24 protein-coding genes and 1 tRNA gene are annotated in these 21,990 nt (G+C 63.9%); 14 read left to right on the forward strand and 11 right to left on the reverse strand.

The window, feature by feature from the left end:
* The first annotated feature begins 42 nt into the window (after window positions 1–42).
* Entirely contained in the window at window positions 43–699 is a 657-nt protein-coding gene (locus tag NJT13_RS17725) for a helix-turn-helix domain-containing protein (RefSeq protein ID WP_254523090.1), read from the forward strand.
* Window positions 700–791: 92 nt separating this feature from the next.
* Here NJT13_RS17725 and NJT13_RS17730 read toward each other — a convergent pair whose 3' ends face one another.
* Window positions 792–1,340 carry a DUF8170 family protein gene (locus tag NJT13_RS17730; protein ID WP_254523091.1) on the reverse strand — a complete coding sequence of 183 codons (549 nt, stop codon included), beginning with the start codon at window positions 1,338–1,340 and terminating at the stop codon, window positions 792–794.
* A 183-nt stretch (window positions 1,341–1,523) separates the two neighbouring features.
* Here NJT13_RS17730 and NJT13_RS17735 point away from each other — a divergent pair, with 183 nt between their 5' ends.
* Window positions 1,524–1,940, forward strand: coding sequence for a helix-turn-helix transcriptional regulator (locus NJT13_RS17735; protein ID WP_254523094.1), 417 nt, complete (start codon window positions 1,524–1,526; stop codon window positions 1,938–1,940).
* A gap of 57 nt (window positions 1,941–1,997) precedes the next feature.
* Here NJT13_RS17735 and NJT13_RS17740 read toward each other — a convergent pair whose 3' ends face one another.
* Entirely contained in the window at window positions 1,998–2,537 is a 540-nt protein-coding gene (locus NJT13_RS17740; protein WP_254523096.1) for a CBS domain-containing protein, read from the reverse strand.
* A 72-nt stretch (window positions 2,538–2,609) separates the two neighbouring features.
* Window positions 2,610–2,963, reverse strand: a complete 354-nt coding sequence (locus tag NJT13_RS17745) for a DUF555 domain-containing protein (protein ID WP_254523099.1) — start codon at window positions 2,961–2,963, stop codon at window positions 2,610–2,612.
* A gap of 309 nt (window positions 2,964–3,272) precedes the next feature.
* Here NJT13_RS17745 and NJT13_RS17750 point away from each other — a divergent pair, with 309 nt between their 5' ends.
* Together NJT13_RS17750 and psmB are read left to right on the forward strand one after the other, a co-directional pair.
* The gene (locus tag NJT13_RS17750; RefSeq protein ID WP_254523100.1) at window positions 3,273–3,443 is read left to right on the forward strand and encodes a hypothetical protein; all 171 of its coding nucleotides are present in this window, start codon (window positions 3,273–3,275) and stop codon (window positions 3,441–3,443) included.
* 214 nt (window positions 3,444–3,657) lie between these two features.
* The gene (psmB, locus tag NJT13_RS17755) at window positions 3,658–4,389 is read left to right on the forward strand and encodes an archaeal proteasome endopeptidase complex subunit beta (protein WP_254523102.1); all 732 of its coding nucleotides are present in this window, start codon (window positions 3,658–3,660) and stop codon (window positions 4,387–4,389) included.
* A 337-nt stretch (window positions 4,390–4,726) separates the two neighbouring features.
* Here psmB and NJT13_RS17760 read toward each other — a convergent pair whose 3' ends face one another.
* Window positions 4,727–5,827, reverse strand: a complete 1,101-nt coding sequence (locus tag NJT13_RS17760) for a Gfo/Idh/MocA family protein (protein ID WP_254523103.1) — start codon at window positions 5,825–5,827, stop codon at window positions 4,727–4,729.
* A gap of 277 nt (window positions 5,828–6,104) precedes the next feature.
* Between NJT13_RS17760 and NJT13_RS17765 the strand changes: the two genes are divergently transcribed.
* Window positions 6,105–6,800 carry a ThuA domain-containing protein gene (locus tag NJT13_RS17765; protein WP_254523106.1) on the forward strand — a complete coding sequence of 232 codons (696 nt, stop codon included), beginning with the start codon at window positions 6,105–6,107 and terminating at the stop codon, window positions 6,798–6,800.
* Between the two features lie 47 nt (window positions 6,801–6,847).
* On the opposite strand, the gene NJT13_RS17770 is transcribed toward NJT13_RS17765, so the two are convergent.
* Window positions 6,848–7,699, reverse strand: coding sequence for an eIF2B alpha/beta/delta subunit family protein (locus tag NJT13_RS17770; protein ID WP_254523107.1), 852 nt, complete (start codon window positions 7,697–7,699; stop codon window positions 6,848–6,850).
* Window positions 7,700–7,859: 160 nt separating this feature from the next.
* Between NJT13_RS17770 and NJT13_RS17775 the strand changes: the two genes are divergently transcribed.
* From NJT13_RS17775 to NJT13_RS17790, 4 genes are all read left to right on the forward strand, one after another.
* Complete coding sequence (locus tag NJT13_RS17775) at window positions 7,860–8,180, forward strand: DUF7969 family protein (protein ID WP_254523109.1); 321 nt, start codon at window positions 7,860–7,862, stop codon at window positions 8,178–8,180.
* 166 nt (window positions 8,181–8,346) lie between these two features.
* Entirely contained in the window at window positions 8,347–9,429 is a 1,083-nt protein-coding gene (locus NJT13_RS17780; RefSeq protein WP_254523113.1) for an Mrp/NBP35 family ATP-binding protein, read from the forward strand.
* Window positions 9,426–9,707, forward strand: a complete 282-nt coding sequence (locus tag NJT13_RS17785) for a DUF7976 family protein (protein WP_254523116.1) — start codon at window positions 9,426–9,428, stop codon at window positions 9,705–9,707. The genes NJT13_RS17780 and NJT13_RS17785 overlap by 4 nt, the downstream gene beginning before the upstream one ends.
* Window positions 9,708–9,940: 233 nt before the next feature.
* Window positions 9,941–10,543, forward strand: coding sequence for a uracil-DNA glycosylase (locus tag NJT13_RS17790; protein ID WP_254525483.1), 603 nt, complete (start codon window positions 9,941–9,943; stop codon window positions 10,541–10,543).
* Window positions 10,544–10,615: 72 nt separating this feature from the next.
* On the opposite strand, the gene NJT13_RS17795 is transcribed toward NJT13_RS17790, so the two are convergent.
* Window positions 10,616–10,831 carry a hypothetical protein gene (locus NJT13_RS17795; RefSeq protein ID WP_254523119.1) on the reverse strand — a complete coding sequence of 72 codons (216 nt, stop codon included), beginning with the start codon at window positions 10,829–10,831 and terminating at the stop codon, window positions 10,616–10,618.
* Between the two features lie 182 nt (window positions 10,832–11,013).
* On the opposite strand from NJT13_RS17795, the gene NJT13_RS17800 reads away from it, so the two are divergent.
* The 3 genes from NJT13_RS17800 to NJT13_RS17810 all read left to right on the forward strand — a co-directional run bounded on the left by NJT13_RS17800 (window position 11,014) and on the right by NJT13_RS17810 (window position 13,804).
* Entirely contained in the window at window positions 11,014–11,754 is a 741-nt protein-coding gene (locus NJT13_RS17800) for a glycosyltransferase family protein (RefSeq protein ID WP_254523121.1), read from the forward strand.
* Between the two features lie 41 nt (window positions 11,755–11,795).
* Window positions 11,796–11,879: transfer RNA gene (locus tag NJT13_RS17805), tRNA-Ser, on the forward strand.
* A 647-nt stretch (window positions 11,880–12,526) separates the two neighbouring features.
* Complete coding sequence (locus NJT13_RS17810; RefSeq protein ID WP_254523123.1) at window positions 12,527–13,804, forward strand: RNA-guided endonuclease InsQ/TnpB family protein; 1,278 nt, start codon at window positions 12,527–12,529, stop codon at window positions 13,802–13,804.
* 1 nt (window position 13,805) lies between these two features.
* Here NJT13_RS17810 and citE read toward each other — a convergent pair whose 3' ends face one another.
* From citE to glmS, 5 genes are read right to left on the reverse strand one after another with little or no spacing between them, the layout of a single operon-like run.
* The gene (gene citE / locus NJT13_RS17815; RefSeq protein WP_254523125.1) at window positions 13,806–14,849 is read right to left on the reverse strand and encodes an L-malyl-CoA/beta-methylmalyl-CoA lyase; all 1,044 of its coding nucleotides are present in this window, start codon (window positions 14,847–14,849) and stop codon (window positions 13,806–13,808) included.
* 48 nt (window positions 14,850–14,897) lie between these two features.
* Complete coding sequence (mch, locus tag NJT13_RS17820) at window positions 14,898–15,965, reverse strand: 2-methylfumaryl-CoA hydratase (RefSeq protein ID WP_254523127.1); 1,068 nt, start codon at window positions 15,963–15,965, stop codon at window positions 14,898–14,900.
* Window positions 15,958–17,235 carry a methylaspartate ammonia-lyase gene (locus tag NJT13_RS17825; RefSeq protein ID WP_254523129.1) on the reverse strand — a complete coding sequence of 426 codons (1,278 nt, stop codon included), beginning with the start codon at window positions 17,233–17,235 and terminating at the stop codon, window positions 15,958–15,960. Before NJT13_RS17825 ends, mch begins: the two co-directional genes overlap by 8 nt.
* Window position 17,236: 1 nt before the next feature.
* A complete protein-coding gene (locus NJT13_RS17830; RefSeq protein WP_254523132.1) occupies window positions 17,237–18,670 on the reverse strand; it encodes a methylaspartate mutase subunit E in 1,434 nt (477 codons plus the stop codon).
* 8 nt (window positions 18,671–18,678) lie between these two features.
* On the reverse strand, window positions 18,679–19,134 hold the full coding sequence (glmS, locus tag NJT13_RS17835; protein ID WP_254523134.1) for a methylaspartate mutase subunit S: 456 nt from the start codon (window positions 19,132–19,134) through the stop codon (window positions 18,679–18,681).
* 165 nt (window positions 19,135–19,299) lie between these two features.
* Here glmS and mct point away from each other — a divergent pair, with 165 nt between their 5' ends.
* Both mct and NJT13_RS17845 read left to right on the forward strand, forming a co-directional pair.
* The gene (gene mct, locus NJT13_RS17840) at window positions 19,300–20,475 is read left to right on the forward strand and encodes a succinyl-CoA:mesaconate CoA-transferase (RefSeq protein ID WP_254523136.1); all 1,176 of its coding nucleotides are present in this window, start codon (window positions 19,300–19,302) and stop codon (window positions 20,473–20,475) included.
* Between the two features lie 280 nt (window positions 20,476–20,755).
* A complete protein-coding gene (locus tag NJT13_RS17845; RefSeq protein ID WP_254523138.1) occupies window positions 20,756–21,922 on the forward strand; it encodes an MFS transporter in 1,167 nt (388 codons plus the stop codon).
* Window positions 21,923–21,990 lie beyond the last annotated feature (68 nt).

The following is a 21,990-nucleotide window of genomic DNA, read 5'->3' on the forward strand; positions in this document are numbered from 1 at the left end:
TTCGGAGCAAGCGTTTTCGAACCGGTCATCGAAACTGTGGCCATGAAACGCGTCCGCATCACGTTACGTCCGCGAGGGGACTACGCGCCGCCGATATACGAACGGCTTGCGGGCGGAGCCAACTACCTCGAGCGAGCGCGAATCGTCAACTGGAACGTCTCGACTGCGCCGACCGGCTTTCTCTTCCGGCTCGAAGGCGACTACCGGCGCTTCGAACGCGAACTCGCCGAGAGTCCGATGGTCTCGGACTTCGAATTGCTCCCGGTGACCGACCGGACCTGCTACTGCTTTCTCGAGGGCGAGGTCTCGGCGGCCGCCCGCTCGTTGTTCGAGAATTTCACGCGCGGGAGCCTGATGACGGTACCGCCGATCGAGTACAACGACGACGGAACCAACACGTTCACCATCGTCGGAACGGAGACCGACATTCAGGCCGCCGTCGACTGCGTTCCCGACGGCGTCGGCGTGACGGTCGAGACGGTCGGCGCCACGAGGGTCGCCGCCGACAGCGCCGTCGGCCGGTTGTCCGACCGGCAGCGAGAAGCCGTCGAAACCGCACTCGAGCTCGGGTTCTACGACGTCCCCCGGACCGCGACGAGCGCGGACGTCGCTCGAGAACTGGGGTGTGCGACGGCGACCGCGGCGGAGCACCTCCAGAAGGCCGAATCGACCGTGTTCGCGTTCCTGTTCGATCGGTGACCGTCGCGTCCGAGCAGCCGTCGGAGACCGAGTCCGCGGAATCGTCCGTTCGCCGTGTCGATTGGAGAGGTCGTTCGTTCGCCGCGTCGAACTCACGGCAACGCTTCGACCGCCTCGACCAGTTCCGCTTCGGTTTCCCACCGGTACAGTCGCCCCTCCTCCTCGAGTAGTTCGAAGACGCCGTCTTGCATCCAGTCGAACGCCCGATCCTCGTCCTCGTACTCCCGCTTGAGGACGTGACTCTTCGAGAAGTAGTCGCTCGTACCCGCGAGCAGACCCTGTTCGACGAGGAAACCGCTCGGCTCTTTCTCGGCGACGCCGACGATGTGAGTGACCAGGTCCGCGAGCAGACAGAACTTCTGGATGCCGTTTTCCCACTCCCCGCGGACGTCGACCATTCGAAAGGCGTAGGCGTCCGCGCGGCGGTTCAACCGATCGACGACCAGGTTCAGCCGCCGGATCGGTTCGCGGTCGTAATTTCCGAGGACGAAGTACGAGCGATCGGTCTCGTAGATCGGACGGAGTTCACTCAGCGCGTGGAGGATCTCTTCGTTCTCCGCGAGCGTCACCTCCTCGTCCTCGAGGCGCTCGCTCGCGCTCGTGAGGATCTCGTCGGGGACCGGCGGATCGTCGTTTCTCATACTCGTCCGATTATCGCGAAATAGGGATAGTCGTTACCGTGTCGTTTCCGTTTCCGATACCCAACGGCAAATCGGAGGCGCCGAGACGGCCCCGGGGCGTGGGATCGACCACCTACGGCGGGTTACTCCAGAGTAGTTTACTCCAGGGAAAACTACTTGGTGGCTCGACCCGTAGCCCGCCGTATGAGTACCGATGTGGGGACTCCCGAGGGGGCGAACGCGCGCGAACTCGTCCACTTCGTCACCCAGCGGACGCGCTTCGCGCTCCTGACCAATATCGTCCAGCATCCGGCGCAACTCCCGTCGATGTACGAACTCGAGCAACTGAATCCGAGCGTGAGCGAGGCGACGGTGTACAAACACGTACAGAAGCTCGTCGACGCCGGCGTCGTCGAGGCGGTCTCGCTGCCCGAGGACGAGCGCCAGCAGGGGTACCCCTGGAAATTCTATCGGCTGACCGACGAGGGCCGGGCGTTCCTCGCGGAACACAACCTGCTCGAGGCCGAGGAAACCCTCCAGCGCATCTACGAGACGATTTCCGATAAGTCCGACAAAATGGTCCGGTACGAGAACGCCCCTCGCCCCGACGTCGACACCTGATTCTCGGAACCGAACGGAGAGCGTCGACGTGGACTGCGGGACGTTCCCGGGTCGCGGTCAGGACAACCGCGCAGCGATGTCCGCCTCGGTGATGATGCCGACGGTTTCGCCGGCCTGGGTGATCATCACCGCCTTGTAGTGTTCGAGCAGGTTGCTAATCTCGTCCGACGTGGCATCTTTCGAGACGGTCGGAAAGCTTTCGCTCATGTGTTGCTCGACGGGCTCGTCTCGATCTTCGGAGTCGAGATGGACCAGATCGGTCTGACTGATCGAACCGACGGGAATGCCGTCCTGGATGACCGCGAGTTGCGAATAGGCCTCCTCTTCCATCTTTTGGGCGGCTTCCTTGACGGGGTCGTCGGGAGAGACGCTGACGACGGCCTCGTTCATCAAATCCTCCGCGCGGATGACGTCGTTCTCTGCCTTCTCGAGGGCGTTGACGATCCGTCGGAGCGTCGACAGGCGGGGATCGACGTCGCCGCCCTCGATGCGGGCGATCAGCGGCTGAGAGACGTCGGCTTTCTCGGCGAGTTCGCTCTGGGTGAGTTCGAGTTCGGTACGGCGCTGTCTGAGGTCCGCGGGCGTCGGGAGTTCCATACTACACAATAACCACGGGTTATAGAAAGTCTTTGGGTGAGAGACGAATCGCGACCGTACTGTCGGACTCGATTACTCGTCTTCGGGGACCTCTGCGATCTCGACGACCGACAGCGGAACGTCCCGCAGCGCACCGCCGACCTCGCTCTTCGCGATGCGAGAGGCGTGTTCCTCGCTGTCCGCGTTGAAGACTTCCATCTCGAGGCCGAGTCCGACGAGTGCGGTGTCGGCCGCGATAAACGCGGAGTCGAACGGCTCGCCGCAGGCCGGACAGCCCGTCGCGCCCACCTCGACTTCGACGTAGTCCATGTCTTCGCTGTTGAGTCGCTTTCCGGCTTCGCTGACGGCGACGCCAATCGCGTCGTCGATCGCTTCGACGTCACGAACGAGCCATGCGGCTTCCATCGCGACGAGATAATTACCCATACGCGTTGGTCGTTCCGAGGGGTTTCCTGCTTTGCGGTTCGTCGGCGCGAACGGTCGCGCAGGGTTCGTTCCGCCGCCGGTGGAGTGCGCATGGGAGCAGAATGATTCCCATAACTTACGGGAAATCCCCCGGTCGATTGCCGCCCGCTTAGCCATACATCGCCTCGAGTCCGCCCTCAGTTGCGTTCGTCGAAACCGAGCTTGAATCGCAAGACTGCGCCGACCCGATAAACTCGTATCAATCGTTATGAATGTAGGATTTCAAGAAGGCTTATATAGGCCCTCCGTCTGAGCATCGGCTGAACGCTGATGATATCCCGCGTGTACCGCGCGACGCTGTTCGCACTGTACCAGCTGTGCATTGTGACCGGTATCGTCGCAATGCCGCTTGCGATCGCCGCTCGACAGGCAGGGTTCACCCTGCCGATCCACCGGCTCCTCGCCAACGTCGAGGAAGCCTACGAGACTGCACAACCCTGATGAACTCGATCACGCTGCCCTGACGAACGAGACCGCGCGGCTGGATTTCCCGTTTTTCGCCCCTCGAGCGACCGCACCGGACGGCGTTCCCTGCGACGCTCGAACCGCGTTCCCCGCGACGCTCGAGGCCATCCCATCTCTCGGTGCGTGGAAGCGGAAACGACGGTCAGTGACCGCCGGTGTTTTATACCGTCCCGGTCGTACGTTCCCAGCAATGCGTACGCCTACACACGACTCCGACTTTTCTCGGACCGTCAACCAGTTGGCCGACGATCCGAATCCCTACGAACCGGAGGTCGGTTCCCTCCCACAGAACGATCTGACGCGGGCCGACCTCGAGAACGTGAACAAAACCGGAACGACCACCATCGGGATTTCCACCGCCGACGGTGTCGTCATCGCCACTGATATGCGCGCCAGCCTCGGCGGTCGGTTCGTCTCGAACAAGAACGTCCAGAAGGTCGAACAGATCCACCCGACCGGCGCGCTCACGCTCGTCGGAAGCGTCGGCGGTGCCCAGTCGTTCATCTCGACGCTCCGCGCCGAGGTCAACCTCTACGAGGCGCGTCGCGGCGAACGGATGAACATCGACGCGCTGGCGACGCTCGCGGGCAACTTCGCTCGCGGTGGCCCGTTCTTCGCCATCCACCCGATCCTCGGCGGTGTCGACGAGGAAGGAAGCCACGTCTACAGCATCGACCCCGCCGGCGGCGTCATGGAAGACGATTACACCGTCACCGGCAGCGGAATGCAACTCGCGTACGGTCACTTAGAGCAGTCCTACGAACCGGACATGTCCAACGAGGAGGCAAAGACGGTCGCAGCCCGCGGCATCAAATCCGCCGTCGAGCGCGATACCGGCTCCGGAAACGGCGTCTTCCTCTGTGAGATCACCGACGAGGGCGTCGATATCCACGGTCACCACGACTTCGACGAAGTGCTGTAACCGGTTTCGCCTCTTCGTCTCTGTTTTCAGCCGCTTCCTCGCTCGTCGCCGCTGTCGACCGCAGCGGTTCCGATGCGATCTCGCGACGACGGACGGATCGCAGGCAACGGGTATCCTACCGCCATCTCCGAGGAATAGTGAACTGAAGTCGGTTTTCAGGCGACTCGAGCGGGTCCCGACGGTCCGTCCGCGTTGCTCGAGACGACGTGTCACATTCGAGAGGGACGTCGGCCGGTTCGTCCTCGTACTCGAGAACGATGCGGGGAATCCTCGAACGAGAACTGCTGGACAGACGACTCCAGCGGTGTCTCCACCGGCATTCGAACGACGTTCGCCGCTACCGTTTGGCTCGCGCGGCCGTTTCCCGGGGACTCTCCGCGAGCGTCACCGACCGGCCGCTCTCGCTCGAGCGGTAAATCGCGTCGATGACCCGCTGGACGGTCAGCGCCTCCTCGACGGTGTTGGTCTCCGGCGCCGTCCCCGCGGCGACGGCCGCGAGGAACGCTTCGTCCTGCTCGGCGTAGCCGGTCACGGTGGTGTCGCCGGTCATATCGACGTCGGCGTAGTAGTCGCTGCCGGCGGTTCCCGTCTCGAGGATCTCCAGGTTCGTGTCTCCGATGTCGAACTGCGCGCCCGCCTGAGTCCCGCGGACGCGAAAGTCCATGCTCTCCTGGCGGTTGGTCGCCCAGGCGGCCTCGAGCGAGATGGTCTGGCCGTCGGCACAGCGGACGAACGCGCTGACCGAATCGTCGACGTCGTACGTTTCGGCTTCAGCGTCCCAGTTGTCCCCGAAGCCGTCCGGATCCGCGTATTCCTCCCTGGTACCGAAGGTGGTCCGCGTGACGCCGCTCACCTCGACGATCTCGGGAAAGTCCAGCGTGTAGAGGGCGAGGTCGAGGGCGTGGACGCCGATGTCGAGGAGGGCACCGCCGCCCGCGAGTTCGGGGTCGGTAAACCACGACCCAGGACCCGGGACGCCGCGTCGACGGACGTAGTTGGCCTCGACGTGAGTCAGGTCGCCGAAGCGGCCGCGGGCGTGCTGTTCGTCGAACATGGCCATCGAGGCGGCGTAGCGGTTGTGAAATCCGACCATACAGATGCCGTCGGCTCTAGCCGCCGCGTCGACGATCCGTTCTGCGCTTTCTAGGGTATGCGCGAGCGGTTTTTCCACGAGGACGTCACGGCCGGCCTCGAGGGCTGCGACGGCGATCGGTTCGTGGAACCGATTGGGCGTGGTCACGATGACGGCGTCGACCGCATCGTCGACGACGAGTTCCTCGTGGGTCTCGTACGTGACAGCGCCGAATTCGTCGGCGAATCGTCGTCGTTGTTCCGGGACGAGGTCCGCACCGGCGACGACGTCGGCGCCGAGATCCCGAACGCTTCGAGCGTGGAGGGTGCCCATACCGCCGAGGCCGACGATGCCGACGCCGATCATGTCTCGGCCCCCGATTTCGAGTCAGCAGAAACGAACGGACGGTGAGAAACGAACCATTTCGACGACGTTTGAGTGCGATCCCGGTCCATAGAGAGAGGCAGTCGGCGATCGAAATAAGGGTTGTGACCGATTAATCTGTGCAATCATTTAGCAATTAATAACGAGCCATACTATTACGGAACGAATATTCAAATATATTGAATAAATATGTTATTTACCGCATCCGTCCTCGCCCGCGTCCGGCCGAGCTAAGTTCACGACGGTCGACCGAACCGATATGGTCGCAGTCACGATCTGGAACGAATTTCGCCACGAACGCGAGGACGAGGCGGTCGGGGCCGTCTACCCAAATGGAATCCACGAGGTACTCGCCGCCGCACTCGCCGACGCACACGACGTCAGGACCGCGACGCTCGACGAACCCCACCACGGTCTCACTGCCGAGGTCCTCGAGGCGACCGACGTCCTCCTGTGGTGGGGCCACGAGGCCCACGACGAGGTCTCGGACGCGGTCGCCGACCGCGTTCACCGCCGTGTTCTCGAGGGGATGGGGTTTCTCCCGCTGCACTCGAGTCACTACGCGAAGCCCTTCGTACGGCTCATGGGAACGTCCTGCAGCCTGCAGTATCGCGAGGACGGCGCCACAGAGCGCCTGTGGGTCGTCGATCCCGGTCATCCGATCGCCGACGGACTCGACGAGTTCGTCGAACTACCCGAAACGGAGATGTACGGCGAACCGTTCGACGTCCCCGAACCCGACCGGCAGGTGTTCGTCAGCTGGTTCGAGGGCGGCGAGGTGTTTCGAAGCGGCTGCTGTTACCGGCGCGGCAACGGGCGAATCTTCTATTTCCGGCCGGGCCACGAGACCTATCCGATCTACCACGACGCGGCGGTTCGCCGCGTGCTCCGCAACGCCGTCGAGTGGGCCAGTCCGACCGAGGGGGCACCACGGACGTTCGGGGAACGGGCGTAGCGCGCGCGTTCAGGGGATTTCTCACTCGCGGGGGCCCCTTCGTCCGTTCAGAACGTCTGTCGCCCTTCGTCGGTGATGACGCTCTCGAGCAGGTCGACCGGCGTCGCGTCGTAGGCGGGGTTCTTCACGTCGAAGCCGTCGGCCGGTTCGGCCATCACCTCGCTGTCGGGGCGGAATTCGTTCTCGAAGACGAACCCCTCGCTTACGATTTTCGAGGCCGAACCGAGGACGGTGACCGGGACGCCGACCTGCGCCGCCGTCGCGGCGATCGGGAACGTCCCGACGCGATTGTACAGCGTCTCGTTGACGATGCAATCCATCCCGACGACGACGCGGTCGCACTCCTCGAGGTAGATTCCGTGGGCGCTGTCGGTGACCAGCGTGGCGTCGACCCCCTCGAGATCGGCGAGCGTTCTGGCGGTCTTGCGTCCGAGATATCGGGGGCGTGCCTCGGTGACGTAGACGTCGAACGTCTTGCCCGCCTCGATGGCCTGCTCGAGGGCTTCGAGGACCGTCGAGGAGTAATCGTGAGTCAGCAAGGTCGCGCCGTCGGTGAGTTCGTCGACGGCGTTTTCGGCCGCCAATCGCTTGCCGGATTCGATCCGCGTGACGACCTCGTCGATCTTCTCGCTCGTCAGCCGCCGCGCCTCATCGACGCTGTCGGGATCCGCGTCGGCCACGTCGTCGACGACTTCCCGAACGGCGTTCTGGAGCGAAGCGTGAGAGGGGTTCGCCCGCCGCAGGACGGAGCCGTTGCGCTCGAGCGCGCGGGTGTACTCCTCGACGGTGGCGAACTCCCGCTCGACGAGTTCCTGGAGGGCTCGTGCGGCGTTTGCGGCTACTACCGAGGAGCTGTGCGTTTGCATCTCCCTGATTTCCTCGGCGGTCTCGTCGATCATACGTTGACGAATTCCCGACAACGGCAAAGGTGTTCCGGGTATACGGACCGTCAGCGGGCGGGCATCTCGAGACGCGAGCCCGGAGACGGCCCGTCGATCCAGCCCGACGCTGGCGATAGACAGCGAACAGTATACGTCCTCGAACCACCTAGAGCCATCGATGACCGTCACCGTCAGGTACACGTGCCCGCACTGCGGTGCCGTGGTGAGCGTCGAACGACGGCCCGACCTCGCGGATCGATCCGTCACCACGATCCCACAACCGGGGTGGGAGTACGCCACCCCGGACGGGGCCGTCGAGGAGGCCGACGGGATCGAGTTCCTCTGTGGCGAGGACGGACCCGTTACCGATCTGGAGGGCGATCCCGTCGAAGGCTGTGGCCGCCCGTTTTATCTCAATTTCGTCCGCTACGAGCAGGGCGTGGAACTCGAGCCCGATCCGCCGACCTACGGCGGGCCGCGGTTCGATTTCAGGGGGTAGGAACGGACGGCCACCGGAACCACGGACGAAGCGAGCAACGGGCAGCGAGAGCGGTACTCTCGCCGGACGGATCGTCGCGGCCGGTTCGAGCGAGCGGAGTGAGCGAGGACCGCCGGTAAAAAGGTGGGAACACAACCCTTTTCGAGGCCCGGAGGTACCTACCGACATGGACGAAGCCGCCGTTCGCGACCGCCTCCGGACGGTCGACGATCCGGAACTCGGCGACGACATCGTTTCGCTCGGCCTCGTAAACGACATCGACATCGACGGCGACGGCGACCGCGTCGCGGTCGATCTCGCCCTCGGGGCCCCCTACTCGCCCACCGAAAGTGACATCGCCGCCGCTGTTCGACGTGTACTGACGGATGCGGGGCTCGAACCGGATCTCACCGCGAGCGTTCCCGACCGGGACGATCTCACGAACGAGGAACAGGTCCTGCCGAACGTCAAGAACGTCATCGCAGTCGCCTCCGGAAAGGGCGGCGTCGGCAAATCCACCGTCGCGGTCAACCTCGCCGCCGGCCTCTCGCAGCTCGGTGCCCGCGTCGGCCTCTTCGACGCCGACGTCTACGGCCCGAACGTTCCGCGGATGGTCGCCGCCGACGAGCCGCCGATGGCCACCGAGGACGAAACTCTCGTTCCGCCCGAAAAGTACGGCGTGAAGCTGATGAGTATGGCGTTTCTCACCGGCGAGGACGACCCCGTCATCTGGCGCGGCCCGATGGTCCACAAGGTAATCACGCAACTCACCGAGGACGTCGAGTGGGGCTACCTCGACTACCTCGTCGTCGATCTCCCGCCGGGAACCGGTGACACCCAGCTGACGATGCTTCAGACCATGCCCGTCACCGGCGCGGTCATCGTCACGACCCCGCAGGGCGTCGCGCTCGACGACGCCCGGAAGGGCCTCGAAATGTTCGCCAAACACGACACCGTCGTCCTGGGGATCGCCGAAAACATGTCGACGTTCGTCTGTCCCGATTGCGGCGGCGAACACGACATCTTCGGCTCCGGCGGTGGCGAGGAGTTCGCCGAGGAACACGACATGCCCTTCCTCGGATCGATTCCCCTCGATACCGCCGTCCGTGAGGGCGGCGACGGTGGGAAGCCGACCGTCCTGAAAGACGGGGGCGACACCAGCGACGCGCTCCGGACGCTCACCGAGAACGTCGCCAACAATACCGGCATCGTCCACCGGCAAGGAATCTCTCAGACGCGCCGGAACGAAGCAGCGTCGCCCGACCGATGACCGCCGACTCGAGCGACGGCGACGATTCCGACGTCGGTTCGAGCGGTGATACCCCGAACACGGGTTACGAATTCGAATCCGACGCCGAGCGCGTCGACTTCCTCCGAGACATCGCCGACGACATTCGCGGTGACTCGAGCGAGCGCGAGCAACTCGCGAACGTCCTGTACCGAACCAGCGACCTCTTCGACGAGCGCGAAGAGACCTCGCCCGAGGAGATCGTTCGCAATATGAAGGTCATCCTCGAGGTCACCGACCGCGGTGGCCTCGAGCGCTGAGTCGGTTCGCTCGATACGAGACCGGTTCTCGCCGTGTCGCCGTCGCAGGTCCCACGTGGCCCCAAGACCCACGATTTTGCGTACTCCTCGTCGCCCAGGTCACCGGTCGTTCGACGACGCATCGGTCGGTTCTCGGCGGCGACCGGGCCGGATTCGGACGCGCCACTTTTGCGTCTGCCCCTCGAGGTGCGAGTGTGGACGCAAATCAACGGTCTCGAGCGAACCCCTTCGGTATGGACGAGGAGTGTCGGAACTGTCCGGCGCTTTGCGAGACGCGCACGCAGGTGGTACACGGCTACGGCGACGTCGGTGCGGACTTCCTGTTCGTCGGCGAGCGGCCGACGGCGCGAGCGGACGCCGTCGGCGTCCCGTTCGCCGGCGCGGGCGGACGCGACGGCGAGGGCGGGCTTCGGCGGATGCTCGAGCGCCTCGGCCTGTGTGACGTCACCTCGCCGGCCGACGCGCCCGCGCTCGAGAACGCCTACCTGACGGATCTGACGCGCTGTCGCGATCCCGACCGGCGGCCGACCGACGACGAGATCGACGCGTGTGAGCCCTACCTCAACGCCGAAATCCGGATGATCAACCCCGAGATTCTCGTTCCCGTCGGCGAGAGCGCGCTGACCGAACTGGGAACCGAGTACACGACGACGCCGACGGACGACCTCACGCTTCCAGGCGACCACGCGGCGCGGATTCGCGGTCGCGGGTTCGAACTGGTTCCGATGATCGATCCGCACGAACAGACCGACGAGCAAACGCAGACCTGGATCGAGACCTTCGCACAGCTCATGGCGTCGGATTACCGGCAGACGAAGGGACGACAAGAACGGTAGGAACGGGAAGAACGATGGGCACGGGAGGAACGAGAGGACCGAACCGGTACCGGAGCGAAACCGAGCAGTCGATCACCAGTACGGGTTCTCGCGCCAGCGTCTCGAGCCCGCACCGAGGGCGATTAGCGCACCCACGGCGAGGACCGCGACGACGAGGGCGCCGATCGTCGACGTGAGGTATTCGGATGAGTCGATCAGGTAGCCGGTACCGAAGCCGTATCCGCCGAGGATGGCCAGCGCTGCGATCACGATCATCGCGAGCAGTCCGGCGATCGAGCGATCGTCCATGCTCGACCGATGACGCTCCTGCATTATAATTCGTCGCGATTTCCGCCGCGTCGGGATCGCTCGAGCCCCGACCCCGCAGCGTCCGATCCGCGAGAGCGGACGGACCGCGCACGATACCGAACGGACCGCACACGATATCGGGAAGCGCCGCGTTCAATACCCGCGCGCCCCGAATGGTCGGTATGATCGTCGTCGTTCCGGTCGACCCGCCGCGAGACGGTCTCGTGCTTCAGTCGCTCGCCGAGCAGTCCCCGCTTTCCGACGCGGAGACGGCGTCGCTGTACGAAGCCGCCCTCGCGGACGTCCTGTGGGCGGTCGCACGCAGCGGCGGCGACCTGCTGGTCAACTATCGAGACGCCGAGACGCTGCCCGAAGCACAGGCAGACGGTGACCCGGAAGCGGAGATACGGTCCCTCGTCTCGAACGCTCTCGGCGAGACCGCCGACGTCCGATTCGAACGGCAGGTCGGCTCCAGCCGATCGGCTCGCGTCGGCAACACCGTCACCCACCTGTTAGAGCGCGAAGACGCACAGAGCGTCGGCGTCCTCGATCCGACCGTTCCGCTGGTCAACCGAACGGAGATCGACGGGGCGGCGATGTCGTTGCGTCGCCACGACGTCGTCCTCGGGCCGTCGACCGGCGGGCGGATCTATTTCGCGGGGTTTTCCCAGCCGATCGACTTCACCGACGCGTACGCGACGCCCGAACTGCCGACGCTGGCCCGGCGTGGGACCGAGGCCGGTCTCGGCGTCGGTTTCGCACCGATGCTCCCGACGGTCACGTCGCCCGTCGGACTGCAAACGACGATCGCCGGGATCGAGGCGCGCCAGGCCGCCGATCGACCGGGTGCCGAGGCGACGGCGGCGCTGGTGGACGACCTCGGGCTTTCGATCGGAGAGGGCGACGCGCTCGAGCGCCGGTAGACCGACAACCCTTTTTGAACGTACGGCGAATCGAGAGACGAGGTGGGGTGGCAGAGCGGCCTAACGCGCCTGCCTTGAGAGCAGGTGGCTGTCAAGCCTCATGGGTTCAAATCCCATCCCTACCGTTTTTCGTGAAAGAACACGACGAAGGTAGTGAGGAGTCTCTCGATCGAAAAACGAAACGGCGGGATTTGAACTACGGAAGACGCACGTTCGTGAGCGAAGCGAACGAAACCGTCTTCAGGTGGTTCAAATCCCATCCCTACCGTTTTGCGACGAACGAACGTGAGGAGCCTCTCGAGCCGAAAACGATACGTTGGGACTTGAAGGACGGAACGAGGGTGCGAAGCGGACAAACGCACGTGAGAACCTCTCGGTGACCGTCACGTAAAAAGCGACGCGTAGATGGTGGAACGTGGATCGAGGCCGGCGGTGGATCGACACCGGCGTCGCTCGAGGGTACACCCACTGTAGACACGATTCGCACTCCGATCATGCCGACGGCGAGTCGCCTCGGTTCGACGACGTCAGCTCGGCGCGGCCGTCGGCTTCGTTAACCGGTCGCAGCGGCTCGAGGTGGCAGAAAACCGAAAACCGTGCGGGGAATTCGCGAGGCGAGCGGCGTTAGCTGAAAGAGAGGGTGCTACGCCCCCGTCCTTGAGGAGCGACCGACGGGAGCGAGGAGGGCGGGGATACAGCACCCGCACGATTGTCACACACCGTTACTCGCAAACACTTAATAAAACACACTTCATAGACGAAAGCAAGTCGCATGGAGTACAGTCCACGATACCGTCTCTTTCCCACCACCACCCAACGGGAGAGTCTCGACTGGACTCGTGACACCGTGCGACAACTCTACAACCACGCCCTCCACGAATTCGACAAGATACCAGAAGACGAGGGGACGCTTCGACAGCGCGTCTGGCACGTCCGCGACGAACTCCCACAACTCAAGCAACAGTGGACAGACCTCAAACAGGTCTACTCAACCGTCTTGCAGAACGCTGTCGAGCGTATCCGAACCAACATCACCAACCTCGGCACACTCAAAGCCAAGGGCTACGATGTTGGCTCGTTGAACTGGAAGTCACCGCGTGAGTACCGGAGTTTTACGTACCGGCAATCGGGCTTCGAACTCGACACGAAGAGTGGTCCGAGAGATCGAGCGATACTCCGCCTCACAAAAGTACGCGGTGAAACCATCGAAATCCCACTCCGCCTTCACCGTGACCTTCCCGACCACGATGCTATCAAAGAAGTCACGGTGAAGAAAGAACCCACAGGAGCGTGGTACGCTTCGTTCTGCATCAGCACCGACACGCCAGAGAAACCAGACCCAGCGGACATTGAGCCGGAAGACACGGTTGGGATCGACCTCGGCGTTCTCACCTTCGTCCACGATTCGGACGGACGCTCCGTCGGTCGTCTTGACCTGTCTGCGGAGCGTGAGCGCCTCGAGCGCGAGCAACGCTCGCTTTCTCGCAAACAGTACGAGTCGAACAACTGGGAGACGCAACGGCGGCGAGTCGCGACGGTCCATGCTCGCATGTCGAACAAGAAGCGAGATTATAAACACAAGCTCGCGCACTTTTACACGACCGAGCATGATGCCGTGTTCGTTGAGGATTTGAACGTGACGTCACTGCTTGAAGCCAGTGGCAACGCGCGGAACAAGGCCGAAGTCGGCTGGCGAAACTTCATTACGATTCTGAAACATCACGGTCGGAAGAACGGGTGTCACGTCATCGAAGTCGAACCGAGTGGCACGACGAAAGAGTGTGCATCGTGTGGCGTGGAGACTGAGAAGCCGGTGTGGGTCCGCGAACATTCCTGCCCGTCGTGTGGGTTCGAGTTGGACAGGGATTGGAACGCGGCGTTGAACATCCAGTCGCGTGGTCTGGAGAACCTAGGAGTGGTTCACTCCGAAGCAACGCCTGTGGAGACCGCGACCGCTGTGGATACTTCTGAAGTGTCTGCAAGTCGCGTCGTCGAAGCAGGAAGCCCCGCCCTCAAGGAGTCGCCAAAGGCGACGAGTAGGGCGGGGTAGTTCACCGGTAGGAGAGTTCGAGGTCGCGCGCTCGAGAGAGCAGATCCGCGTCGTAGTACTCCTCGGTCTGGGACGGTCGGATGTCGTCGATCGCGCGGACCTGTCGAACCGTGTTGCGGAAGTTCTTGAACGTCGCTTCGTCGACCATCTGGCCGTCGATGGTGACCGCGCCGGTGCCCTCGCGTTTGGCCTCGTTGAAGCGCTCGATCTTGTGGACGTCGCGCTCGAGTTCGTCGGGGGTGGGCATGTGGACCGTGTTGGCCTGGATGGTCTGTTTGGGGTACAGCGACCAGGAGCCGTCGAGGCCGAGCATCGCTTCGTGTTCGACCTGATCGGCGTAGTCGTCGGCGTTGTAGTACGTCAGGCCGGCGCGTTCCTTGAACAGGTCGTCGAAGGGGCCGCCGATCGAGAGCAGGCCAGCGGCGCTGGACTCGTTCGAGAGAGCCTCGAGCAGGCCGTCCCAGCGGGGCATGCCGTCGCCGAGGTCGCGGCCGCCGAGTTCGGCGGCGTAGTCGACGGGACCGAAGACGAGTGCGGTGAGACGGGAGTCCTCACCGAACTTGGAAATTTCGCGCAGGTCGGAGCGGGCGCGGCCGGTTTCGATGATGATCGAGAGGCCGATCGAGCCGTCCTCGTAGCCGTGTTCGGCCTCGGCTTCGGCGACGACCTCGGCGGCGCGCTCGACGTCCTCGAGGCGACCGACCTTGGGAACCACGACACCTTCGATCTCGTCGCCGATCTCGGCGACGAGTCGGTCGATCTGGTTGCGTCCCTTCTCGCAGTACTCCTCGTCCTCGTAGCTCCACTCGACGCGAGGCCAGATTTCGCCCGGGAAGTCGTACTGCGGGACCTTCTCGATGGTGTTCTCGAGTCCCTCGGCTTTCATGTCCGGGGCGGTCCCGTCTTCCATGTCGGGGACGAGCCAGTCGGGAGCCTGAAAGCCCTCGGCCTCGAGGGCGGAGACGAGATACTTCGCCGAGTCCTCTTTGGGGACGGCGGCCGGTGCGGTCTGGAACGTGCGGCAGAGTCGGATATCGTCGGTCATGTGTCTGAATTCGTAATCGTCTGCGATCGTTTCTGATTATCGTTCGTGTTAGTTAGAACGCTTTCGAATCTCGGCGGTTCGCGTCCCGGAATAGACGGGCTCGTCGTGCTGGTTGAACGCGATGTGTTCGAAGGTGACGGTGCCGGCTTCGTCGCTCGAGGCGTCGTTCTCGGCCTCGATGACGCGCGTAAAGGCGTAGACGGTGTCGCCGACGGCAACGAAGGTGTGGAAGGACTCGTCGTCGAAGCCGACTTCGCGCCAGGTCTGCTCGTCCGAGCGGGCGTGGCCAAGCGCGGTCGAGCGGGTGACGTCGCCGTACGTGACGATGTTGCCGGAGGGCGAGTCAGACATCACGTCGACGTTGTGGTGCTGTTTGGCAGTGTTGAGCGTCGAAAGCGGCAGCGAAGCGACGGTAACGTCGTCCTGGGTTCGGCCGCGTTCGTGGCGGTAGGCGACCGCGGCGTCGCGGTCTTCGGCTTCCGCGAGCGCGTCGACGAAATCCTCGAAGTACCCTCCCTCGGGGGTGACGAACTCGTCGGGGAGGTCGGGACCGTCGTCGCCGTCGTCTTCGGCGGCCGCGGCACCGCTCCCGTCCGTCGCGACGGGTTCGCGGCGGGGAATCATGTTCGTCCGCTCGTAGGAGCACAGCACGTCGCCGGTCTCGGCGTCCTTGCCGCGGGTGCGCCAGGAGACGATGCCGTATTCCGGGCGGGAACTCGAGGTGGCGCAGTTGACGACTTCGCTCTCGACGTGGAGTTCGGTGCCGGTGTAGACCGGCGCGGTGGGGAACCGCACGTCGGTCCGACCGAGGAAGTAGCCGCCTTTCTCACTGAGGTCCTCGACGGTGATGCCGAGCGTCGCGGCGGTCAGGTAGTCGGGATGGACCGGCGGTTCGTCGAAGCCGCGCTCTTCGGCGGCGTCGGTCCGCCAGTAGGCGGGATCGTGGTTGAGCGTCTGGCCCATCCAGGACTCGTTGCCGAACTGGGTGAGGGTGAGCCCGGGTGCGTGTTCGATGACGTCCCCTTCCTCGAAGTCCTCGAAGCAGTTCCCCTTCTCCCTGGTTTCGACCTGTTCGAGCGCCTGTGCGAACGTCTCGGGATCGGTCCACTCAGTCATCTGCTGTCACCTCGTCAGTGTCCGCCGTTAACTGTTCCCGTTTCCGTCGGGCGATCGTCCGGCGCATCTCGTTTTCGACGATCATGTACCCCTCGTCGAATCCCATGCCGGGCTTTGCGAGCACCTGCGCGGCGTTCGTCGCGAGTGCGACGTGGGCGCAGGCGCGTGCGGACGTCTCCGTCTCGTTGCAGGTACCACCGAGGTACGCCCGCGTGTCGGTCCCCTCGCAGTAGCGAACCGCCTGTCCGCTGCGGTGGATGCCGCCGAGATCGGGCGTTTTGACCTGTACGACGTCGGCGGCTTCGGCGTCGACGAACGCCTGCACGTCCTCGAACGTGTTACACCACTCGTCGGCGACGATGTCGACGCCGACGTTGGCCTCGGCCAGCCCCTGACGAAGCTCGACCATCGCCGCGATCTGGTCCTCGCGATTCCCGACGTCCATCGGCCCCTCGATCTGGATCGGATACGGCGCGGCGGCCTCCTCGAGCGCGGCGAAGTACTCGACCACCTCGTCGCGGTCGTACGGTGCGTCGAAAATCTCGCCGATCATCCCGTAGACGTCGATGTGGAAACGCGGTTCGTACCCCTCGGGGCCGAGCTCTTGGGAACGGCGGGTGAGCCACTCGACGTACTCGAGCAGCGTCTCGCCGTCTTCGCCGATCTTCTCGACGCTGTTGATGAGCGCGTGGGGCAAGACGGGAACGCCCTTGACGAACATCTTCTCCGTGTTGGTGTAGCGATCGTCCCCGGACTGTCCGAAAACGGGAACCGGCTCCGTCGCGGGCTCGGTGCCGAGTGCGTCAGCCACGACGTCCGTCCGCGTGGCCCCCGTGGCCGACCCGGCGGCCGCGAGCAGCGCCTGCGAGACGCCGTAGCGGATCGCGGTGTGGAGCCGATCGCCCTCGACTCGCATCTCCTCGAGTAACTCGGCGTTCGACAGGAAGTCGGTCGCATCGCGGCCCTCGAGTTCGTCGGCGACGGGGCCCTCGATGACGGGGGCGTATTCGTCGGCTTTGAAAAGCGGGTCGCGCCCGCCGGCGCCGGAGTACTGAACCGCGGCGCAGTCGCCCCGAACGACGGAGCCGTCCGCGAGTTCGATGTCGACGATGATCGACTCGCCGGCCTGTCGAATCTCGTCGAACCCCTCGGTGACGGGTTCACCTTCGTAGGTGAAGCCGTCTTGCGTTGCTCCCTGCTTGATCGCGCGCTGGTCGTCGAAAAAGAACCCGGAGTAGCCGGGCGTGGCGTACACTCCTGTGATTTCCATGTTAGACGTCACCCTGTGGTCGGCCGATGAGCTTTCCGTCGCTGATCGCGTCGACGTCGTCTGCAACCATCCGGAACGACTGGTCGCGGCCTTCGGTGTCGGCGCGTCGCGAGAGTCGAGCCTTGTGAATCTCCTTGATGTCGTCGTCCATCTCGAGGTCGGCCCACTCGAAGATGCGGACCCGACCGTCGTCGTCCCGCGCCGGGAGGATGGCTCCCCGTGCGCTGTCGCTGGGTGCGAACGGGACGTCGAGCGCACCGGTGTCGAACGCATTGAGCGTCCCCTGGACGACGTCGCCGTCGCCGTGTTCGAAGATCGTATCCATCAGACAGCGCGTTTCGCGCTCGATCAGGTCCTGTTCCTCCTCGATACCATCGATGTCGATCTTCTGCTCGATCGCCATGTCGATGACCTGCCGCGTGGTGCGCAGTCCGGACGCGTTTGCCTCCTTGGTCGGGACCCCCTGGAACTCCTGGGGCGACTTGGTAATTACCTTGTCGGGCTTCGCGATGGCGGCGGTCATCCCGCCGAGGCTGATGACGCCGTTGGCACGCGCTTCGTCCGGCGGGAACCCGCCCATCCACTCGTGGAAGACCGTCGTAACGACGACCTCGTCGGGCAGGTACTCGTTGCCGAGCTTCTTCAGCGCGTTCAGGGCGGCCACGTCCTGCACGACGTTCCCGACCTGTCCGTAGCCGAGCGTGATCGAGCGCACGCCCTGTGTCGCGGCCAGCTTGCCTTCGACCAGCATGATCGCGATCGCGATCGATGGTGGGACCAGCGTCCCCGTGAGGGGCCCGAACGGCTCGCGGTTGATCCGCACGCCGCGTTCGGTGTACGCCCCCGCCAGCCGGTCGACGAACTGCCACTTCTCGATGGTCTCTTCGAGCCCGTGGCGTTTCGTGTAGGGGATGTTGTACGAGATCGGACCGCCCTCGAAGCTCTGGAAACCGCCGGCGAAGGTGATCGCCGCGAGCAGTCGGGCGTCCGGCGTGCCGTGGCGGACCTCGATCGGCGCGTCGACCGCGTCGATCAGCTGACGGCAGCCGTCGACGCCGTGATTGACCGCCGGGAAGCCGTTGAGCGTATCGTCGCCCGTCTCTCGGGCCTTCTCCAGTCCTTGCTGGGCCTTTTCGTACTCGTTATCGCGCGTGTACGAGTCGATGGTCGTCGGCAGTAGATCCGCCTGGCCTTCTCGGTGAAGGTACTGTAAGAGTTCGATCTGGTCGTCGAGCCGCGGAACCCCGGCCCGAGGCTGGAGGAGCGGTTTGTCGGCCGACTCGAGAACGTCGGCGAACCGTTTGTGCTCCGGAAGCGATTCGTGGTACTCGATCGCGTCCTCGAAGTCGACGTCTGCTCCCGTCGGCCAGTCCGACCGAATTTCCTCGTCGATACGCCGTAGCTCATCGGATGGTATGCGTTCGTCTCGTATCATCTAGTCATCTACGAACTGATAGTTGCCCGTTCCGACTCCGTCGGTTTGATCTGGAGGTCTTCGCGAAGTGCGGCGATCGCCTCCTCTGGATCCGTTTCAGAGTCGAAGACGCGGTCGAATCCGAGCTCACGGAACGTCCGCCGGGTCTGCTCGAAGTCGTCCTGACCGACGGCGAGGTTGCCGCCGATGTAACTGACCGCGTCGACGCCCGCGTCCTCGAGGACGCTGTGGAATCCCTGGCAGTCCTGTTCGGCGTGGCCGTAGAGCGAAGAAACCAGTACAGCCTCGGCGTCGTGGGCTACCGCGGCCTCGGCGAACTCCTCCTGGGAGGTCTGGACGCCGAGGTTCACGACTTCGAAGCCGGCTGCACTGAGGGCTTGCTCGAGTATTGTGATGCCAACGACGTGGGCATCGGAGCCGATCACGCCGAGGACGACCGTTTGGGACATCGTATGCAGAACCATGAGGAACTCCCGTATAAACCTAATGATCTTCAATGATAATACCCCTTAAACATCCTAGCAGCGTCTCTATGGTGGTTGTTCACACGAGATATGGTATCCGGGCCCAAACTACATGATCGATGGTAAGGGTTTTGGCTGTGGTTTCGGAAGGAGGGTGTACAGACAATGGGAGCCCTTTCGAATTTACGCGTGCTTGATCTGACGCAGGTGCTCGCCGGGCCGTACTGTACGATGTTGCTCGCAGACCTGGGTGCGGACGTCGTCAAAATCGAGCGGCCGGGTGGCGACATGATTCGGTCGAACCCGCCGTTCGTCGACGACCCCGAGGCGGAAGCCTACGGCGGCTACTTCCAGAGCGTCAACCGCGGTAAGAAGAGCATCGAACTGAACTTCGGCGAGGAAGCCGACCGCGAGGACTTTCTCTCGCTCGTCGAGGAGGCCGACGTCGTCGTCGAGAATTACCGCTCGGGCACGATGGAGAAGTACGGCCTGGGCTACGAGACGCTCACCGAGTACAACCCCGACATCATCTACTCGTCGATCCGCGGCTTCGGCGACCCGCGAACGGGCGAAACGGACCGCCAGGGCCAACCCTCGTTCGACCTCATCGCGCAGGCGCTCGGCGGCGTGATGGAAATTACCGGTCAGGAAGACGGGCCGCCGACGAAGGTCGGGCCCGGCATCGGGGACCTCTTTACCGCGACGCTGAACTGCATCGGAATACTGGCCGCGGTCAACCACCGCGAGCAGACCGGCGAGGGCCAGTACGTCGACACCGGGATGTACGACTCGATGATCAGTTTCACCGAACGGGCCATCTACCAGCAGTCGTACACCGGCGAGGCACCGACCCGACAGGGCAACTCCCACCCGACGCTGTTCCCGTACAACGCCTTCGAAACCGACGACGGCTACGCCGTCATCGCCGCCTTCAACGACAACCACTGGGCGGAACTCTGCGATGCCATGGACCGCGAGGACCTCGCCGAGGACTACCCCACCACCCCGGAACGACTGCGAAACCGTGAGATCCTCCGCGAAGAACTCGCAGACTGGGCCGCCACCCTGACCAACGACGAACTCGTCGGTACGCTCGAGGGACGCGTCCCCGCCGCCCCCGTCCAGACGACCCAGGAAATCTTCGAGGACCCGCACGTCCACGCTCGAGACATGCTCGTTCCCGTCGAACAGCCCGGTGCCGACACGGACGTCGAAATCGCGGGGAACCCGATCAAGATGAGCGAAACGAATCCCGAACCTCGCGATCGCGCGCCGCTGCTCGACGAACACCGCGAGGAAGTACTGGGAGAACACGCCGACGCCGAGACGGCCGACGACTGACCGCGAGCCGCGGGATCGATCCGTTCAATCGGTCGTTCACCGCGTGCTCGAGCCACGAGCGAGGACGGTTGAGGTGACCGATCACCGCGCTCGATTTCGAGCGGGCAGCCTGAAACGGTTCTTCGGGTTCTTAGATTCCACGAGCGAGAGAACCCGTCGTCCCATCGAACGGTAGCGCAGTCCCCGCCGAAGCGTGAGTCGCGGTTGCGCGTCGTCTCCGCCGATCAGTCTCGAGGACGCCGATCACAACCTCTAATATCCCACTGGCGACAGCAGAATTGTGATACCCGGCTACTGGAAGCTCGTTTTTCAGGTCACTGGCTGGCACATCGCAGCGAGCATTTGCTACTATGCGGTCTACGCTGGAACGCCGTTCTTCCGGGACGAATTCTCACTCAGCGGCGTTGCCGTCGGCCTCGTCATCACGTCGTTGACGCTCGGATACGCGACGTTTCTCCTCCCGATCGGCGTCGCGACCGATCGATTCGGCGAACGTCGAACGCTGTCGGTCGGGTTAGCCGGACTCGGGATCGGTTCGATCCTCGTCGCGGTCGCGCCGACGTACGGACTGTTACTCGTCGCAGTCTTCCTCCTCGGATCGACGTACGGCACCGCGACGCCGGGCACCAACAAAGCGATTTTCGACGGCGTCAAACCCTCACTGCACCACCGCGCCATCGGCATCAAGCAGATCGGTCCCACGATGGGAAGCGCGATCAGTACGCTCCTCGTGACCGGTCTGGTCGGCTTCTTCTTCTGGCAACTGGGTTTTCTCGTCGCCGCGGTCGGTGGCCTCGCCGTAGCCGCGGTATTCTACGTCACGTATTCGGGGACCGCGACACGCGAAGCGACGTATCCGGACTTCGGGGGACTGGTGGGGAATCGGTCCTACCTTCTGCTCGTGACCGCGGGGATCTGTATCGGAGCCGGATTTTACACGACGACCGGATACACGATTCTCTACCTCGAGGAGTCGGTCGGTGCGGCGGTCGCCACCGGCGGGATCATCCTCGCGATATTGCAAGTGTGTAGCAGCGTCGGCAAAATTGCAGCGGGGTGGGTTGCGGATACCGTCCCGCGGGACCGACGGGTGACGACGCACTCGATTCTACTCGTTCAGACCGTCGCCGGCGGCGTTCTCTTTTTCGTCCTCACCGCCGTCGAGACGGCACACGCGGCGAGCATCGTCTTTTCGGCACTCGGCGTCTTCGCGCTCGGTTCGACGGGGCTGTATTATTCGTGCATCTCGACGGTCGTTCCCGACACAGAGATCGGAGCCGCCTCCGCCGTCGGTCAGTTCACGGTCACGATCGGCGGACTCCTCGCGCCGCCGCTTTTCGGGTACCTGATCGATGCCGTCAGCTATACGGCGGGGTGGTCGTTTCTCGGCGGCCTGTCGTTCGTCGCCTCGCTGTTCGTACTCGCCGTCCTGACCACGTCACGATAAGACGGCCACCTCGTGAGCAGTCGCCAGCGATTCGAATCACCGCCGAGTCGTCTCTCGGTACCGACGAC

This window comes from Natrinema caseinilyticum (assembly GCF_024227435.1).
Taxonomy (GTDB): domain Archaea; phylum Halobacteriota; class Halobacteria; order Halobacteriales; family Natrialbaceae; genus Natrinema; species Natrinema caseinilyticum.

Excerpts from the sequence above, each read along its gene's own strand:
- NJT13_RS17725 (WP_254523090.1), top strand. The coding sequence starts at position 43 with ATGAAACGCGTCCGCATCACGTTACGTCCGCGAGGGGACTACGCGCCG.
- NJT13_RS17730 (WP_254523091.1), bottom strand. The coding sequence starts at position 1,340 with ATGAGAAACGACGATCCGCCGGTCCCCGACGAGATCCTCACGAGCGCG.
- NJT13_RS17735 (WP_254523094.1), top strand. The coding sequence starts at position 1,524 with ATGAGTACCGATGTGGGGACTCCCGAGGGGGCGAACGCGCGCGAACTC.
- NJT13_RS17740 (WP_254523096.1), bottom strand. The coding sequence starts at position 2,537 with ATGGAACTCCCGACGCCCGCGGACCTCAGACAGCGCCGTACCGAACTC.
- NJT13_RS17745 (WP_254523099.1), bottom strand. The coding sequence starts at position 2,963 with ATGGGTAATTATCTCGTCGCGATGGAAGCCGCATGGCTCGTTCGTGAC.
- NJT13_RS17750 (WP_254523100.1), top strand. The coding sequence starts at position 3,273 with ATGATATCCCGCGTGTACCGCGCGACGCTGTTCGCACTGTACCAGCTG.
- psmB (WP_254523102.1), top strand. The coding sequence starts at position 3,658 with ATGCGTACGCCTACACACGACTCCGACTTTTCTCGGACCGTCAACCAG.
- NJT13_RS17760 (WP_254523103.1), bottom strand. The coding sequence starts at position 5,827 with ATGATCGGCGTCGGCATCGTCGGCCTCGGCGGTATGGGCACCCTCCAC.
- NJT13_RS17765 (WP_254523106.1), top strand. The coding sequence starts at position 6,105 with ATGGTCGCAGTCACGATCTGGAACGAATTTCGCCACGAACGCGAGGAC.
- NJT13_RS17770 (WP_254523107.1), bottom strand. The coding sequence starts at position 7,699 with ATGATCGACGAGACCGCCGAGGAAATCAGGGAGATGCAAACGCACAGC.
- NJT13_RS17775 (WP_254523109.1), top strand. The coding sequence starts at position 7,860 with ATGACCGTCACCGTCAGGTACACGTGCCCGCACTGCGGTGCCGTGGTG.
- NJT13_RS17780 (WP_254523113.1), top strand. The coding sequence starts at position 8,347 with ATGGACGAAGCCGCCGTTCGCGACCGCCTCCGGACGGTCGACGATCCG.
- NJT13_RS17785 (WP_254523116.1), top strand. The coding sequence starts at position 9,426 with ATGACCGCCGACTCGAGCGACGGCGACGATTCCGACGTCGGTTCGAGC.
- NJT13_RS17790 (WP_254525483.1), top strand. The coding sequence starts at position 9,941 with ATGGACGAGGAGTGTCGGAACTGTCCGGCGCTTTGCGAGACGCGCACG.
- NJT13_RS17795 (WP_254523119.1), bottom strand. The coding sequence starts at position 10,831 with ATGGACGATCGCTCGATCGCCGGACTGCTCGCGATGATCGTGATCGCA.
- NJT13_RS17800 (WP_254523121.1), top strand. The coding sequence starts at position 11,014 with ATGATCGTCGTCGTTCCGGTCGACCCGCCGCGAGACGGTCTCGTGCTT.
- NJT13_RS17810 (WP_254523123.1), top strand. The coding sequence starts at position 12,527 with ATGGAGTACAGTCCACGATACCGTCTCTTTCCCACCACCACCCAACGG.
- citE (WP_254523125.1), bottom strand. The coding sequence starts at position 14,849 with ATGACCGACGATATCCGACTCTGCCGCACGTTCCAGACCGCACCGGCC.
- mch (WP_254523127.1), bottom strand. The coding sequence starts at position 15,965 with ATGACTGAGTGGACCGATCCCGAGACGTTCGCACAGGCGCTCGAACAG.
- NJT13_RS17825 (WP_254523129.1), bottom strand. The coding sequence starts at position 17,235 with ATGGAAATCACAGGAGTGTACGCCACGCCCGGCTACTCCGGGTTCTTT.
- NJT13_RS17830 (WP_254523132.1), bottom strand. The coding sequence starts at position 18,670 with ATGATACGAGACGAACGCATACCATCCGATGAGCTACGGCGTATCGAC.
- glmS (WP_254523134.1), bottom strand. The coding sequence starts at position 19,134 with ATGGTTCTGCATACGATGTCCCAAACGGTCGTCCTCGGCGTGATCGGC.
- mct (WP_254523136.1), top strand. The coding sequence starts at position 19,300 with ATGGGAGCCCTTTCGAATTTACGCGTGCTTGATCTGACGCAGGTGCTC.